Source organism: Mycobacterium neumannii, assembly GCF_002245615.1.
Classification (GTDB): domain Bacteria; phylum Actinomycetota; class Actinomycetes; order Mycobacteriales; family Mycobacteriaceae; genus Mycobacterium; species Mycobacterium neumannii_A.
The window spans coordinates 1-15,010 of sequence record NZ_NKCO01000016.1 but is presented as its reverse complement, the minus strand read 5'-3'; the positions used below and the strand labels follow the sequence as shown (position 1 = coordinate 15,010).

At 67.9% G+C, this 15,010-nt stretch carries 14 protein-coding genes; 4 read left to right on the top strand and 10 right to left on the bottom strand.

The features are described from left to right. Positions 1-108: 108 nt before the first annotated feature. The 4 genes from CEX88_RS26095 to rplM form a co-directional block, all read right to left on the bottom strand. The gene (locus CEX88_RS26095) at positions 109-876 is read right to left on the bottom strand and encodes a hypothetical protein (RefSeq protein ID WP_202931553.1); all 768 of its coding nucleotides are present in this window, start codon (positions 874-876) and stop codon (positions 109-111) included. Positions 877-1,182: 306 nt separating this feature from the next. Then, entirely contained in the window at positions 1,183-1,599 is a 417-nt protein-coding gene (locus tag CEX88_RS17800; protein ID WP_094294492.1) for a hypothetical protein, read from the bottom strand. A 234-nt stretch (positions 1,600-1,833) separates the two neighbouring features. Beyond that, the gene (gene rpsI, locus CEX88_RS17795) at positions 1,834-2,268 is read right to left on the bottom strand and encodes a 30S ribosomal protein S9 (RefSeq protein WP_231984531.1); all 435 of its coding nucleotides are present in this window, start codon (positions 2,266-2,268) and stop codon (positions 1,834-1,836) included. A 50-nt stretch (positions 2,269-2,318) separates the two neighbouring features. Beyond that, the gene (gene rplM / locus CEX88_RS17790; RefSeq protein ID WP_064394308.1) at positions 2,319-2,762 is read right to left on the bottom strand and encodes a 50S ribosomal protein L13; all 444 of its coding nucleotides are present in this window, start codon (positions 2,760-2,762) and stop codon (positions 2,319-2,321) included. Between the two features lie 330 nt (positions 2,763-3,092). On the opposite strand from rplM, the gene CEX88_RS17785 reads away from it, so the two are divergent. Continuing rightward, positions 3,093-3,284, top strand: coding sequence for an excalibur calcium-binding domain-containing protein (locus CEX88_RS17785; RefSeq protein WP_064394309.1), 192 nt, complete (start codon positions 3,093-3,095; stop codon positions 3,282-3,284). A 102-nt stretch (positions 3,285-3,386) separates the two neighbouring features. Here CEX88_RS17785 and CEX88_RS17780 read toward each other — a convergent pair whose 3' ends face one another. The 4 genes from CEX88_RS17780 to eccCa form a co-directional block, all read right to left on the bottom strand. Then, a complete protein-coding gene (locus CEX88_RS17780; RefSeq protein WP_094294491.1) occupies positions 3,387-3,683 on the bottom strand; it encodes a WXG100 family type VII secretion target in 297 nt (98 codons plus the stop codon). Positions 3,684-3,693: 10 nt separating this feature from the next. After that, positions 3,694-4,017, bottom strand: a complete 324-nt coding sequence (locus CEX88_RS17775; RefSeq protein ID WP_064426603.1) for a WXG100 family type VII secretion target — start codon at positions 4,015-4,017, stop codon at positions 3,694-3,696. A gap of 72 nt (positions 4,018-4,089) precedes the next feature. Then, positions 4,090-5,223, bottom strand: coding sequence for a type VII secretion-associated protein (locus tag CEX88_RS17770; RefSeq protein WP_094294490.1), 1,134 nt, complete (start codon positions 5,221-5,223; stop codon positions 4,090-4,092). Beyond that, positions 5,220-8,930 (bottom strand): type VII secretion protein EccCa, encoded by a 3,711-nt coding sequence (eccCa, locus tag CEX88_RS17765; RefSeq protein ID WP_094294557.1) that lies wholly within the window; start codon positions 8,928-8,930, stop codon positions 5,220-5,222. The genes CEX88_RS17770 and eccCa overlap by 4 nt, the downstream gene beginning before the upstream one ends. 118 nt (positions 8,931-9,048) lie before the next feature. Here eccCa and eccD point away from each other — a divergent pair, with 118 nt between their 5' ends. Together eccD and mycP are read left to right on the top strand one after the other, a co-directional pair. After that, on the top strand, positions 9,049-10,395 hold the full coding sequence (gene eccD, locus CEX88_RS17760) for a type VII secretion integral membrane protein EccD (RefSeq protein WP_094294489.1): 1,347 nt from the start codon (positions 9,049-9,051) through the stop codon (positions 10,393-10,395). A 14-nt stretch (positions 10,396-10,409) separates the two neighbouring features. Next, a complete protein-coding gene (gene mycP, locus CEX88_RS17755) occupies positions 10,410-11,741 on the top strand; it encodes a type VII secretion-associated serine protease mycosin (RefSeq protein ID WP_094294556.1) in 1,332 nt (443 codons plus the stop codon). Here mycP and eccB read toward each other — a convergent pair. Next, complete coding sequence (gene eccB / locus CEX88_RS17750; RefSeq protein ID WP_066849366.1) at positions 11,709-13,100, bottom strand: type VII secretion protein EccB; 1,392 nt, start codon at positions 13,098-13,100, stop codon at positions 11,709-11,711. The genes mycP and eccB overlap by 33 nt on opposite strands. A 44-nt stretch (positions 13,101-13,144) precedes the next feature. Continuing rightward, a complete protein-coding gene (locus tag CEX88_RS17745) occupies positions 13,145-13,711 on the bottom strand; it encodes a CGNR zinc finger domain-containing protein (RefSeq protein WP_066849368.1) in 567 nt (188 codons plus the stop codon). Positions 13,712-13,788: 77 nt separating this feature from the next. On the opposite strand from CEX88_RS17745, the gene CEX88_RS17740 reads away from it, so the two are divergent. Beyond that, complete coding sequence (locus CEX88_RS17740) at positions 13,789-14,805, top strand: EamA family transporter (RefSeq protein ID WP_094294488.1); 1,017 nt, start codon at positions 13,789-13,791, stop codon at positions 14,803-14,805. Positions 14,806-15,010: the final 205 nt, after the last annotated feature.

The window sequence follows — 15,010 nt, the reverse complement described above, 5'->3', positions numbered from 1 at the left end:
AACCGCGCGTGTCGTGGGTCGTGCCGTCGCCCAATCGGTACCCAGACGCGACTCACCGCCCGCAACCGGTCGGATGCGGGCGGTGAGCCACCGATCGGGTTCTGAGGGTCAGCCTCCGAGGATGCCGAGAATCTGATTCAGCAGATCGATGATCGGCTGCAGCGGATTAGGCGGCACGGGCAGTCCACCCGCGAGCGAACACAGCAGCGAGCCGAGTAGACCGCCACCCGGATCCGCGGTGATGTTGAGAACCACCTGGTTCAGGTCCACGATCAGGCCGAGCAACTCCAGGTGCAGCGGCCCCAGCACCAGGTTGAGCACATCACAGACGGCCTGCTGGCTCGCAAACCGGACCTGGTCGCCGTTTCCGGTCGTCGCCGATGACGGCTGCGCTTCTCCGCCAGGTGCCGAGATCTCGTTGACGGGCATCGAGAAATTCGAGATGTTCACATCTTGGGCGGCGCCCCGATCACCCGGCTGATTTCCCGGTTGCGGTTGCCCGGGCGAGACCAGCTTGCCGATCAGCTGACCTGTCAAAGCGATGCCGGTGTTCGACGAGGTCGCCCCGTTTTCGTCGGCCGTGGCCGGTCCGTCTTGTTGGGTCACTTCCTTGGCGGCGGTGGCTACGAACTGCCCATTGAACTTGGTCCCGTTCGGGCCGGTCCCCTGCACCTGGACGACGTTCTTCTTACCCACGCCCGGCGGCTGCGCTGCAGCAGTTCCGCTGCCAGTCAACCCCCCCACCAGCACCAACATTGCGGCGCTCACCAAAACGGTGAGCAAACGCGTGATGTGAGTTTTCATGATCACTCCATTCTTTGGTTCAGGAAGCAGCGACCCGGCTCCCCGACCCGGCCCCCCGACTGCTCCTGACATCACGCCGGTGGCGGCAACTGACCGCCCTGCGTAGCATCCGTGCTCCCACCGCGGTGGTTAACTCGTGGTCAGCAAGCTAAACGGCAATACCCGAAGAGATTTTCGGCTCCGCAAGTAAAGCGAAGCAGCCTAATTAGCTGCGCCGTCAATAGATTGACGCTTGTCCCACGACCGAGCACATGTAGGCGCTCTCGCTAAGGTTTCCCGACGCAGCAAAAAAATTTGGGTTGCCGGTGCACGCCGATTGGCATCCCGAAACGACTCACCGCCCGCATCCGGTCGGATGCGGGCGGTGAGGGTGCGGTCTTAGCTGCCGTTGTTCTCAGCGGTCGGGGCCGTCGGCGAGGTCGTGGGCGCCTCGGACGTCGGCGTCGCCTCCTGCTGCTCGGCCTGGCCCGGTGCGTTCTCCGAGTGGCCGGGGCCGTTCTGCTGGATCGTGACGGTGCCGAGGTTGTTCGTACACACCCTCTTCTCGGTGCCCTCGGTGTCGGTGGCCTGCGCCAACGCGTTGACCGAGTTCACGTCGGTGTGGCACACGTCGGCGGCGATCTGCGCCGCGGCGGTCACGTCGACGTCGTGCAAAACGCCGGCGTTACCGATCGAAACGTTGACGCGGTTGTCCTGAGCCGTGTCCGGCTGCGCCATGGCCATACCCAGGCCGGCGGTGAATAGCAGCGATCCGCCCATCACGGCGCCCGCGGTCAGTGTCTTCGCGTTCTTCATCAATTGCTCCTTCTCAGTCAGGAGACGACGGTCCGATCCCCCAACGAGGTGACTGGCTCGTACCGGTGGCAGTTGCGGTCTGCCGCGCGTGCAGCGCCGCCGCCTCCAGCCCCGGTGGGTTCACGACTGGCCGTTCAACGAAACCGGAACGCCGCAATTGTGAGATAGACCGCAGCGTGTTGAATACAAAAACCGCCGGTGTGCGGTGCACATCCGGCGGTTTCTGCGAATCGATCAGCGCTTGCTGTACTGAGGCGCCTTACGGGCCTTCTTCAGGCCGTACTTCTTGCGCTCGATGGCGCGCGGGTCGCGGGTCAGGAAGCCGGCCTTCTTCAGTGCCGGCCGGTCCTCGGGCTGCACCAGAATCAGGGCCCTGGCGATCGCCAGACGCAACGCGCCTGCCTGACCGGAGGGGCCGCCACCGTCGAGGTGGGCGTAGATGTCGAAGCTCTCCAGCCGATCGACGGTGACCAGCGGAGCCTTGATGAGCTGCTGGTGGACCTTGTTCGGGAAATAGTCCTCGAGGCTGCGGCCATCGAGGTTGAACTGGCCCGTTCCCGGGACCAGGCGAACCCGGACGACGGCCTCTTTGCGGCGGCCGACGGTCTGGATCGGACGGTCGATGAAGACCGGCTCGCGGGGCGTGGCCTCGGCTGCCGCCTCGGTCACGGCATCAGTGTTGGCTTCGGTGTTGTCAACGGTCGTCTCAACTGGCTGAGTCACTGCGCCACCTGCTTGATCTCGTACGGAATCGGCTGCTGGGCGGTGTGCGGATGCTCCGGCCCGACATAGACGCGCAGCTTCTTCTTCACCTGACGGCCCAGCTTGGTGTGGGGAATCATGCCGAGGATCGCCCGCTCGACGACGCGGTCGGCGTGCTTCTCCATCTCCTCACCGAGCGAGCGCTTGCGCAGACCGCCGGGGTAACCCGAGTGGCGGTAGAAAAACGTGCGGTCCGCCTTGTTACCGGCGATGGCGATCTTCTCGGCGTTGATGATGATGACGAAATCGCCACCATCGACATTCGGCGTGTATGTCGGCTTGTGCTTGCCGCGCAGCAGATTGGCTGCTGCAACGGCGAGCCGGCCGAGCACCACGTCGGTGGCGTCGATGACGTACCACGAACGTGTGGTGTCACCCGCCTTCGGCGTGTACGTAGGCACAGCGCTACCTCTCCTCTATCGGGTTTCCTGTCCCGGTGGCCCGGGGGCCGGTCAGGCGCATCCGGTGGGGTTGATCTCGGCGACCGACGTTGACCCGAGGACCCGTGCTTACCGCACGCCAACGAGGCAGCTTACCCGGGCGCGTCGCCGCAGGTCAAAACGGTGCATCGGCCAGAACCCGAGGGTAAAAAGCCAAAGCCGTCCAGAAACGTGTCGAAACATAGGGAAACCCCTGATTCATTTTCGTTTCCTGGCCCTTAGCGTCGTCGCGGGGGTTACAGCAAACCGGCTGTCTCACATCCGGAAACACAAGATCTCAATGGAGTGAAAATGATTCGTGGCTTGATCGTTGCCGCATTCGTCGTCGCGGCAACCGCCGCTGGCGCCGCCACCGCGTCTGCGGACACCTACTACAAGAACTGCTCCGCTGCGCGCGAGGCCGGCGTGACACCGATCCTGCAGGGTCAAGACGGCTACGCCGAGCACCTGGACCGCGACGGCGACGGCATCGCCTGCGAGTAGTCGACGGTGTTGCGCCACCGTGGCCGCTCTCCTCGACCACGGTGGCGCTTACCGTGCGGTCCCCTGGCTCCCCTCCAGCCGGACCGCACAAGTCTCTTTCAGTCAGGTGCCCCACGCTCCTGCGGCACTGCGGTCGGTGGCGGCAACGTCGTCGGCGCCGTCGCGAACCGCGTTGCCGAGGCTGAACAGAATCTCGTTGAGCGCGCCTGCCGCTTGTTCCCACCGGGCCTGTTCGAGCCGGTATGCCTCGGCCGCCTGGCGGGTCCACACCTGCTGAAGCGGCGCGATCTGCGCACGCAGCTCCTCGAGGGCGCCGTTCAGCCGGGCAGAGGTGGCGTGGATCTCTTGTCTGACGGTGTATTCGATCTCGTCGAAGTTGTACGACAACACGTGGTCCATCACGGCTCCTCTACAGGTTGTTGGCCACCGCGTCGATGCGGTGCGAATGGCTCTCGTTGGCTTCCCGAAGGGTCTGCTGGTTGAGCCGGATGGTCTCGGCGATCCTCTGTAGCGAGGCATGCAGCTTCAGCGACTCGGCATTCCATCGGTCGACGACGTCGCGGAAGCGGGCGGCCGCAACGCCGCCCCAGACCGACGGTGGCACGGCGGTCATCCGACCGATGAACGACTGCAGCATCGCGCGGATCTCCTCGTTGCGCGCGTCGGTCTGGCCGGCGACCGCGGCCATCAGATCGAAATCGGTGGTGAGCGAACCGCCTTGCGGTGTCGTCATCGGAATCCTCTCGTTGCTCGCTTCGGTTCTGACTGGTACGACGCACCGGGTGTCGGTCCGGTTCCACTGGATTCAAGAAATCGCGTGGGCGGATCTGATCGCCTGATCGCAGACCTCGCGGACCGTGGACTCGCGACCCGGTGCGCTCTGGCAGCCGATGGCGATGCGGACACCGTCATCGACCAGAACGGTCCATGCGACGTGATGGTCCGGGCGCAGTTCCCGGTAGGTGACGCCTGCTCGTCCGGCCGGCGTGCCGGCTGCGTTGAAGTCGACGAAGACGTCGTCGGGCTCACCTGCCAGGGCGCTTCGCAACGCGGCCGCAGTCTGCGCGAGGTCCGCTTGCGGCGGGCCCACGGACTGGGTGAGGTGAAGCGCGACGTCGGCGTCTGACGGCGAGGTGATCTGCGCGCGAGCCGAGCCCGGGCCGGATGTGATGTGCTGCACCGACCACGCGGCGGGCACCGTCACCTGCACTCGCCCCTCCATCAACAGGGTTGACGCGAAGTTCGGTTCCCGGTCGCCGTCACCACGCAGGGCGAACCCGCCACATATCGCTATCGTCGAGGCGACGACGATGGTCAGCACCGCCGCTCGTCGTGGCTGGTACGGATCGCTGCCGGCGCTGACGGCATCGGGAGCGGGAGGTTCGGCTTCTGGTCGACGAACTGTGTCTTCGTGGGCGAAGCGGACCTCGATACCGTTGCCGCGCAACCGTTCAGCGATCACGTTGGCCAGCGGTTCGAGGCCGGCCGGGGCGTCGATCAGCGCCGGCCCAGCGCACCCGACCGCTGCGACCACCCTGTTCGCCACTTCGTCGTCGACATTGGCGATGACGACGGCGGTGGCGGCGGGACGGGTGACAACCACCAACTCCGCGGCGATCTCGACGACGGTTGCGCCTATCTGCCGCTGGAGCACCGCGGTGCGCCGGATCACCTCGACGCTGGTCGCCGTCGTCGCTTCGCGTACGCGATCGATGCGTGCGCTCGGCCACCACGTCGGGCAGACGAGAACGACATGGTCGGCGCCGCCCACCGCGGCTGCCATCAGCTGGGACCAGAGTTCGGGCGCGGGCACCGCCTCGTCGCCGACCAGTGCGAGATCGTCGTCGATGGCCTCCAACGCCGACGAGACCAGTTCGGAATCAAGCGGATTGGCTCCGCGTATCGAAGCCGGTCCGACCTCGACGACGGTGCGGCTCATGGCGGTTCCGCCCAGCCGACCTGGATCAGGCGTTCACCTTCGCCGCGCGTGATCAGCGTGGCGCGCCCCGGCGGCAGCGACGAGGGCCGGACCGAGCCCATCAGCACACCGTCGTCCGCGCTTGCGCTCATCATGACGCCCAGGCACCCGATCTCCCGCATCCTGGCGAGAAGTGGGTCGAACATCGCCCGCGCGGCACCTCCCGATCGGCGAGCGACGATGACATGCAGGCCGAGGTCGGCGGCGTGCGGCAGGAAGTCGGCAAGCGGGGTCAGCGGATTGCCCGTCGATCCGGCCACCAGGTCGTAATCGTCGACGACGAGGAAGATTTCGGGCCCGGACCACCACGATCGGTCGCGCAACTGCTGTTGTGTCACGTCTTCACCGGGCATGCGCGCTTCGAGCATCCCTAGGAGCTTGGGAATCCTCGCCGCCAGAGCCACCGGTGATGCGGCGTACCCGGCGAGGTGCTCGGTTTCCACGACGCCGAGCAGAGAGCGCCGGAAATCTACGATCTCGAGGCGCACCTGGTCGACGCGGTGAGTCCGGACGATCTCCTGACACACCACGCGCAGCAGAGAGGTCTTGCCACAGCCGCCTTCCCCGAGGACCAGCATGTTCATCTGCTCGGCGAAATCGAGAGTCACAGGGGCTAACTCGTGCTCGTCGAGGCCGAGCACCATCGTCTCGGCCGGTTGCACGCCGCGCGCGACCAGTTCGGGATGTCGCACGAGCACCGGAAGCAGCTGGATGCGCGGGGCGAGGCAGCCGCGCCACCGCTGTCGGTGCCGCCCGACGGTTGCGGCCAACGCCTCGCCGAGCCCCTCGGTGCTGGGCACACCGTCAAAGCGCGGCAGCGCGATCATCATCTCGCACCCGTCGGCGGTGATACCCCGCCCCGGAGGGCAGTTGGTCAGCGCCCGGGCGCGGCGGCGGTCCATCTCCGACTCGGCCGGATCGCCGAGTCGCAGTTCAATGCGCGTCGCGATCTGATCCTTCAACGCGGGCCGCAGTTCGGGCCACCGCGAGGCGGTGATCACCACGTGCACGCCGAATGCGAGTCCCTGCCCGGCTATCGCGGTGATCGGCGTCTCCAACTGTTCGAGCTCGCGACGCAGGTGAGCCCAACCGTCGACGACGAGGAAGACGTCACCGTGAGGGTCGCCGGCCGAAGCGGGATCCTGCGCGGCGCGACGGGTGCGATACTCGGCCATCGACCCGATTCCCATTGTCCGGAAGAGCTTTTCCCTCGACCGGATCAGTGATTCGATGACGGCGACCGTGCGACGGCACAGGTCCGTATCGGCTCGACCGGACACCGCACCGACGTGCGGCAGATCCGCGAGGCGCATGAGCGCCCCACCCCCGAAATCGATTATGTACAGCGAGATGTCTTCGGGGCTGTGTGCCTCCGCGAGGGCCAGCATCAGCGTTTGCAGGGCCGTCGACTTGCCCGACTGAGGAGCGCCGACGATGGCGACGTTCCCCGCGGCCATCTGCGCGACGAGCAGATCGCGGCGTTGGTCGAACGGAATGTCCACCAGACCCATCGGGACACTGAGCGGATCCTTCGCCGCTGTCGACATGATCAGGTCGAGCGTCGGAGGCGCGGCGAGCGGCTCCAGCCACACCCGGTGCGCGGCGGTCCCTCGGTCCGCGACTCGATCCAACACCGCGTCGAGGAGGGCCGGTGCATGTTCGGCGTGCTCGTCATGGTCCGTCGGCGGTGTGGCGGTGAAGATCATCGGCACCGCAATGTCGCCCCCGTCCTCGGCGTTGGGTCGAGGACAGGGTCCGGAGACGAACGCCGTCTGGAACCGGATCAGGTCCCCGGCGGCCGTCTTCAGCAGGGCCGCGCCGGGCCTGCCGGGCAGCGTGTGCGCATCGGGCACACCCAGTACGGCTCGGGACTCGCCGGCGGAGAACGTCTTGAGGCAGATCCGATACGACAGGTGGGTGTCCAGACCGCGGAGCCTGCCCTCGTCGAGTCGCTGACTGGCCAACAGCAGGTGGATGCCCAACGACCGGCCCAGCCTGCCGATTGCGACGAACAACTCGGCGAAGTCGGGGTGCTGGGCGAGCAGCTCGGAGAACTCGTCGACGACGATGAACAGCGCGGGCAGCGGCGGCAGGCGAGCGTCATTTGACCGAGCCCGGGCGTAGTCCGCGATGTTGACGAAATTGCCTGCCGCGCGCAGTAACTCCTGCCTGCGGTGGATTTCCCCGGCCAGCGCGTCGCTCATCCTGGCCACGAGGTGGGCTTCGCCTGCCAGGTTCGTGATCACGGCCGCAACGTGTCGAGACCGTTCCACGCCGAGAAACGTCGCTCCGCCCTTGAAGTCGACGAGGATGAAGTTGAGCACCTCTGGCGGGTGTGTCGTGATCATGCCGAGCACCAGCGTGCGCAGTAGCTCGGATTTTCCGGATCCCGTAGCGCCGACGCAGAGACCGTGGGGGCCGATGCCGTTGCGGGCGGCCTCGTTGATGTCGATCAGAACCGGCGTGCCGTCGTCCGCGACGCCGATGGGTACCGGCCGCACCTGTCGGGTTTGGGACCACACCTTTTCGGGCGTCAGCCGGTTCGGTTGGTCGATGCCCATCAGGTCGAGCCAGCCACGGACCGCCGACATGCGGTGCGTTCCACCGGCGGGTGCGGCGTCGGACCCGTGGGCCGCCAACTGTCGCGCACACATCGTGGCCTGCGTCAGGGTCAGCGAGTCCGGCTCGCAAACCGTCTCACGGCGGTCACCGATGCGCACGGTCAGGTGCTCGCCGTCAACACGCAGACACGCCACGGATTCAACCGGGTCGGCTCCGATCGCGAGGACCGTGACGCCGCTCGTCTCCGTCACGACCTCGCCGGTCCGGCTTCCCTCCGCGACCACCACGAGGTGCCTACCGGTAGGACCACCACGAGTGCGAGATGAATGCTCGTGGTGCGGCAGCCATTTGAGCCACTCCCAGTCCTGACACGTCTCGTGATCGGTGACCGCCGTTATCGCCACCTGGCGAGGGTCGTGATGTGTCGCGAGTTGGCACACCATCGCTCGCACAAGACCGCGTGCAGAATCGTCATCGCCGCATACCGCGATGACGCCATGTTGTCGGAGCGCGACCGTGACCGGTGATCGCGGCACGACCGAGCGCCGCCGAATCAGCGTGCGCACCGCGGACACCGTCACCGGATCCCGATCGTCGAGCGCGCCGAGATCCGGCTCCACCAACGGGGTGCACAACGTCTGCGCACCGACGCCGACCCGGACGCAGCAGAAGTCGTCATCGTCGCGGTCCGCTCGCACCGTTCGCCGGTTACCCACCGACGCCCACAGCGACTCGGGTGTCGGATGGCGCGAATACTGTTGGCGGCGTTGCTCGACAGCCGCCGCCACCACCTCATCGTCGAGCCCGTCGAGATAGCGCAGATAGCTCCGCCGATTGCGGTCGATCTCGGCGGATCGGTCCGCCCCGCCGCGGGCTCCGTACAGTGTCGTGCCGAGCACCGACATGACCATCATCACCGGAAAGAATGCGAACATCGGCGTGCGGTTCGCGCTGGCGCCTGAGGTGAAGTACACGGCCATCATGCCGACCGCTGCGACGAGCATGGCCAGCGGCAGCAGCCGCGCGACGGGGTTGGTCGAAGGCGCTTTCGGCAGCGCCGGCGGCAATTTCACCACGACGCCGAGTGTTTTCGCAGATGAGTCCATCGAGAGATGGGACGCGGCCGGGATCGGTTCGGTTCCATCCACAGCCGACCAAACAAGTGTCGAGGCCCCGTCGTCGGCGGCGTTACGGTGACCACACGGGCACCGTAGGGGGGATGCGATGGCTCATTCAGGCTGCCGAGTCAGCATTCACCTCGATCGGGCGGGTACGGCCCAGACTGTGGATCTGGCGCTTCCCCGCCGGGCCTACCTGGGCGACATGCTCCCGTCAATCGTCGAGCTTGTTCAGCCCGATCACCGGGAGGCCCAAGAGCGGTGGCGGCTACACCGAATCGACGGATCGTCGCTGGACGAGTCACTGACGTTGCCCGACAACCATGTCCGCGACGGAGAGGTGCTGTGGCTCGGCGCTGAGGACGTTCCAGACCCGGTCTTTGCCGACCGCAATGCCACTCGCACGGTGACCAGGCGGCAGCCCGCGACCGGTGGTGTTCCGCGCATACTGTGCGTGGCCGGCAGCGCGGTCGCTACGGGAATCGGCGGTACCGCGCTCTTGTGGTCGGCCGGCCCAGCTGGCCGCACGCTTCCGGTTCTCATCGGCGCCACACTGACCTGCGCCGCGGTCACCGCCGCCGCCATCAGTGGGCGTACGCACTCGGAACCGTTGCTGTGCACCACATTAAGCGTGATCGCGGTGATGATGGCGGCGGTGACGGGTGCCGTCGCGGTACCTGGCGGCCCGCTCATCGCGCATCTGCTGCTTGCTTCCTCGGCGGCGTTGGCCACCGCGGTGGTCTCGTTGCGCCTCAACGATCGTGGTCTTGTGCCGCTCGCCGCGATCGCCACCACGTCACTGCTGTGCACTGCGGCCTCGGCGGCCTCGGTCGCATGGCGCCTCGGTGGGACGGCTTCGGGCGCGTTGCTCGCGGTCCTGGCGCTGGCGACGCTGAGTCTGGCCCCGCGGCTGGCCATTGCGCTCACCCGCATCGGCCCCGCCCCGCCCGACGACGACTTGAATCGTCTTCCCGACTGTGTTGAGGAGAGCGAGGCGGCGCGCGCTCACGACCTGCTGACCGCGATGGCCGCCGGCGCATCGATCGCCGCGGCCATCGCCGCCGTGTCCGTTGGCTTCGGTTCCGTCGAGGCGCGCGAGTTCTCCGTGCCGGCTGCGGCGTTCGACGGTGTCGTCGGTGCCGCGCTGTTACTGCGCACCCGTACTCATATCGGGACCGCGCGTCGCGCCGCGTTGGCAGCGAGCGGCTTCGTCGCGCTCACAGCGGCGTTCGTGGTCCTCGCCGTAGCCTTTCGGCAGCACGCCCACTGGTTGGGGGCTCTGGCGGCTGTGGCAGGCACCGGACTTCTGATTCCGCTCCTGCGCTTCACACCCGGCCTGGCGGCGCGCCGCGCTGCCGAGCTGACCGAGTACGCGGCATTGGCGGCCGTGGTACCGCTGGGCTGCTGGATCGCCGGCGTCTTCGGCCTCGTCCGCAACCTGGCGCTGACGTGACACCGCTCTTTCGTATGATCATCGCCGCCGCATTCGCCGCCGCTCCGCTGATCGTCACCCCCGAGGCGGCCGCGATAACGCCGCCGCGCGTCGATGATTCGCTGCTTCCCCACTCGCAATCGCCGTCACCGCCGCAACCCACCGAGCAGACGGACCCATGCACGATCGCACCGAAGGCCACCCGCGGCGGCGACCCCGGCGGCCAACTGCGCGAGCTGGATCTGCGGTCGGTCTGGCAACTCACCAGAGGAGCCGGTCAGAGCGTCGCGGTGATCGACACCGGCGTCTCGCGCCATCGACTGTTGCCTCGCCTGGTGCCCGGCGGCGACTACGTGTCCAGCGGCGACGGCACCGACGATTGCGACGGCCACGGCACGATCGTCGCGGGGATCGTCGGCGCCGCACCGGATTCGGCTACCGCCGGCGCGTTCAGCGGTATCGCACCCGAGGCCACGATCATCGCCATCCGCCAGTCGAGCACGAAGTTCAGCGCCGAAGATGCCAGGGGAACATCCGGTTTCGGCGACGTGGACACCCTCGCTCGCGCGGTCCGCACCGCGGCGGACGTGGGCGCCACCGTGATCAACGTCTCGACCGTCGCCTGTGTCACCGTGGGCACGGCTTTGGACGACGGACCTCTGGGCGCCGCATTGGCGTATGCGGTCGACGTGAAGAACGTCGTGGTGGTGGCTGCCGCGGGCAATGCCGGCGCGCCGGGACAGTGTGAGCATCAGAATCCGGCCCGACCGGGACGACCGGACTGGGACGACGTCAAAGCGGTGGTGAGCCCGGCCTGGTACGACGACTATGTCTTGACGGTCGGATCGGTCGGACCGAGTGGTGCGCCTTCGGAGTTCACGTTGGCGGGTCCCTGGGTCGACGTCGCCGCTCCCGGGGAGCGGGTGGTGTCGCTGGATCGCGCTGGCGACGGGTTCGTCGCCGCGCTACCCACATCGGCCGGTGAGAAGCCGCTCGCGGGAACCAGTTACGCCGCACCCGTTGTCAGCGGGATCGTTGCGCTGCTGCGGTCACGTTCGCCGCAGTTGACCGCCCGGGAGGTCATGCGCCGTATCGAAGACACCGCGCGGCACCCGGCCGGCGGCTGGAATCCGCTCGTCGGTCATGGCGTCGTCGACACCCTTGCCGCGGTCACCGGCGGCGCCACCTTCCCCACCGAGCCCGGCCACCCGACGGTGGTGTCGCTGTCGCGACAGCAACCACCGGACGGGCACGCGGCGCGTACCGCCACCCGCGGAGCCATCGTCTGCCTGGCGGTCGTAGGCGTCATCGCGATGACGTTGTCGGTGAGGCGGTTACGTCGGCCCCACTCCGCCGCTCGCGACTGACGCGGCCTCGACGCTCAGCTCCGGCCCGCGCGGCAGTCGCGCCAACAGGGGCCACGGCGCCGGCAGGGGATCGCCGGTCAGCCCGAGTCGCTCGGCCGTCTCCTGATCCCGGATGCCGAAGACCACCCCGGCGTCGTTCACCAGGAAAAGCGTTCCACTTCGTGCACCGTCACCAGTCACGCCCGCCGCTCGCACGTACGCGCTGCGGCCCCCGCTCATCGCGAAGGCGTCGATTCGGGGTCCTTCGGTGTCGGCGTGCGCCAGCTGCGCCGGCCGCAGCTCAGCGCTGTCGGGTATCGCGTCGCCCGCGAGGGTTTCCGTGACTACCGATTCGGCGGCCGCTGACCACTGCCACCGCGCGCATACGACCGGATCGGTTGCGGGACCGGCACGTTCGGGGAACTGTCCGGTGGGTAGCTCGTCAACCACGGGGACGGTGCCGATCGCGCCGGGCTCGACGGTGACGATCTCGTGTGCGGCCTGCGGCTGGGTGAACCGGATGAGATCGGCCGCCACCATGCCGATCCGCTGCACTCCCGTCCGCAGTACCACGTAGTGCTGCGACGACTCGGCATGCGGCACACGGATCACGGCGCCGACCCGCAGTCCGTGCAGCGGCGGGGGCGCGGGCGCTCCGGCGCCGCGGATGGCGGGCGCAGCGAGTTCGGGCACCTCCGGCACGGTGTCGAGCAAGGTGCGGGTGACCGGCCGTGGCGCAACGCCGTCGAGTTCGAGCGCACGCACCACGGCCGGATTACGCAGATCCACTTTCGCGCGCCGCCCGTCAAAGAGCAGGTACGTCGTCGCCGCACCTTCCCCCGCTGCGCTCACGAGGACGCTGTCCGCCGCGGCGCGCTTCTCGTCGGCGTACCCCACCAGCACCGTCGACATCGACGAATCATCGTCGCACACAAGCCATCCCGAATTGTCCTGCGTCAGTGGCACGCCGATCATGTCAGGGGCGCCGGGGATGCCGAGCGACGCGCCCCTCGAGGCCCGGTCGACGGCCGACGAGCTGACGAGCCGGGGTTTGGCCGCCGAAGCGGTGATCAGCCGGGCCGACGCGAGGTTCGGGACCGGGTGCAGATTGTGGTCGATCCGCACGTAGAGGGCGCCGGTGTCGCGCACGATCACGATCGGAGCGTCACCGAGTCCGCCTCGGGGCTGGAGAAACGCCAGGACGGCGGCCACCCCGAGCCCGATGACTGCCAGGACCGATCCGACCGACAGCGAAAGTGCTTGCGCGCGCATCGGATCGTCGAGCATCTGCACGTCGCCGCGGACGAGGGCATGCTGCATGCGCCGCAGCAAGAAGCGGTGTCCGCTGGTCTGCAGTTTGGTGGTCGATCGCCCCGTCATCACTCCCCCGCCGAAAGCCTAAGGCCTGCGGGGAGCCCACACCGTCACCGCTTTCGGCCGTGCTCCATGGCTCGACGCTCCCGGTACGCCGCCACGTGTTGGCGGTTGCCGCAGTTGCCGGTGTCGCAGAACTTGCCCGACCGGTTGCGGGACATGTCGACCAGCACCGCGTCACAGTCTGACGCCGCGCACGTCTTGAGGCGGCGTAGCTCGCCGATGCGGATCAGGTCGGCCAACGCCATCGCCATCTCCGCGCCCATCCGCTGCCACAGCGGGTCGTCCACCGACGCGAGGTGCAGGTGCCACTCCGGCATCTCCGGATGCCGGGTCAGCCACGGCGAGGCGTTGGTGTCGGCCAGCAATGCGTTGACGTGAGCCACGGTGCTCTCCTCTTCGTCGGCGACCGCCCAGATTCGGCCCAGGCGGTCGCGAAGCCGATGCACCGACTCGAGTTCCTCGGCGTCGCGGTCACGGCGGCCCGTCCAGCCGAAGCTGTCGAGGTAGGTGTTCAACGCCGCCATGTCACCCAGCCGCTCACCGTCGACGCGATTGCTGTTGATGAGCTCACACGCGGCCCGCAGGGTGAGCTCGGTGTCATGACTGAAAAGCATTTGACTCATGACGCCTCTCGTCGTTAATGTCAGGAGCGTAGTTTATTTTACTCCTTACTTTCCCTCGGAGGTCGACCATGGCCGTGACGGCATCGGGCACGCGGCCCGCTGCCGACCACTTCCGGCTCGGGCTGATGCTGACGGTCGGTTCGGCGGTCGCGTTCGGCTCTTCGGGTCCCTTCGCGAAGGCGCTGATGACCGCGGGCTGGAGTCCGACCGCCGCGGTCGTCGCCCGGCTGGCGGGCGGCGCGCTGGTGATGGCGATTTTCGCCAGCATCGTCAGGCGCGGGTGGGTTCGCGAAGCGCTGCGCCACCCGACGACGGTGCTCGCCTACGGCGTCGTCCCGATCGCGGGTGCGCAGCTGTTCTACTACAACGCCGTCGCGCACCTGTCCGTCGGCGTCGCGCTGCTGTTGGAGTACACCTCGCCGGTCATCGTCGTCGCCTGGGTCTGGGCCACCACACGCCGTCGCCCGACCACCCTGACCCTGGCCGGTGTCGGGCTGGCGATCGCCGGGATCATTCTGGTGCTCGACGTGTTCTCGGGCGCGCACATCAACGTTGTCGGCGTGGGCTGGGGGCTGGCGGCCGCCGTCTGCGCCGCCGGATATTTCCTGATGTCGGCCAGCGCCGGCTACCCGGGCCACGGCGACGGAATCAGCCCGGTCACGCTGGCCGCGGCGGGGCTGATCGTCGGCTCGGTCGCGGTCACGCTCCTCGGCCTGATCGGGATCATGCCGTTGACGTTCACCGCCTCCGACACCGTCATCGCCGGATACACGACCTCGTGGTTCGTGCCGGTCATCGCCCTGGGCGTCATCGCCACCGCGGTGGCCTACACGCTGGGCATCATGGGCATCGCCCGGCTGCGGCCACGCTTCGCGTCGCTGGTGGGCCTGTCCGAGGTGATGTTCGCGGTGCTGGCGGCCTGGATCCTGCTGGGCGAAGCGATCACCCCTACGCAGGCGGTCGGAGGTGCCATCGTCCTGGGCGGCCTGGCGCTGGCACGAGCAGGCGACCGTTCCGAAGCGGTTGCCGAGGCGACGTGGCCGGACGGCCCACCCGAGGAGTCGTCCGTGCGAGCGAACTGTTAGCCCGCAGACCCCTTGGTATGTGAGTATGTCCGCGTGACTTTGCTGCGCGAGACGGCCCGAGCGGCGGCCGCGGTTGCCGCAGTCGCCGCACTCGTCGGCGGCGCGGCCCCGCTGGCGGCCGCCCAGCCCGGCCCCCCACCTGTCCCTTATACACATCCGCCCCTGCCGACCACGCCATCAGGCTTCGCTCCCCAGCGACCGCGTG

Coding starts and splice junctions, on each gene's coding strand:
- CEX88_RS26095 (WP_202931553.1), bottom strand. CDS start 876: ATGTCAGGAGCAGTCGGGGGGCCGGGTCGGGGAGCCGGGTCGCTGCTT.
- CEX88_RS17800 (WP_094294492.1), bottom strand. CDS start 1,599: ATGAAGAACGCGAAGACACTGACCGCGGGCGCCGTGATGGGCGGATCG.
- CEX88_RS17785 (WP_064394309.1), top strand. CDS start 3,093: ATGATTCGTGGCTTGATCGTTGCCGCATTCGTCGTCGCGGCAACCGCC.
- CEX88_RS17780 (WP_094294491.1), bottom strand. CDS start 3,683: ATGGACCACGTGTTGTCGTACAACTTCGACGAGATCGAATACACCGTC.
- CEX88_RS17775 (WP_064426603.1), bottom strand. CDS start 4,017: ATGACGACACCGCAAGGCGGTTCGCTCACCACCGATTTCGATCTGATG.
- CEX88_RS17770 (WP_094294490.1), bottom strand. CDS start 5,223: ATGAGCCGCACCGTCGTCGAGGTCGGACCGGCTTCGATACGCGGAGCC.
- eccCa (WP_094294557.1), bottom strand. CDS start 8,930: ATGGACTCATCTGCGAAAACACTCGGCGTCGTGGTGAAATTGCCGCCG.
- eccD (WP_094294489.1), top strand. CDS start 9,049: ATGGCTCATTCAGGCTGCCGAGTCAGCATTCACCTCGATCGGGCGGGT.
- mycP (WP_094294556.1), top strand. CDS start 10,410: ATGATCATCGCCGCCGCATTCGCCGCCGCTCCGCTGATCGTCACCCCC.
- eccB (WP_066849366.1), bottom strand. CDS start 13,100: ATGACGGGGCGATCGACCACCAAACTGCAGACCAGCGGACACCGCTTC.
- CEX88_RS17745 (WP_066849368.1), bottom strand. CDS start 13,711: ATGCTTTTCAGTCATGACACCGAGCTCACCCTGCGGGCCGCGTGTGAG.
- CEX88_RS17740 (WP_094294488.1), top strand. CDS start 13,789: ATGGCCGTGACGGCATCGGGCACGCGGCCCGCTGCCGACCACTTCCGG.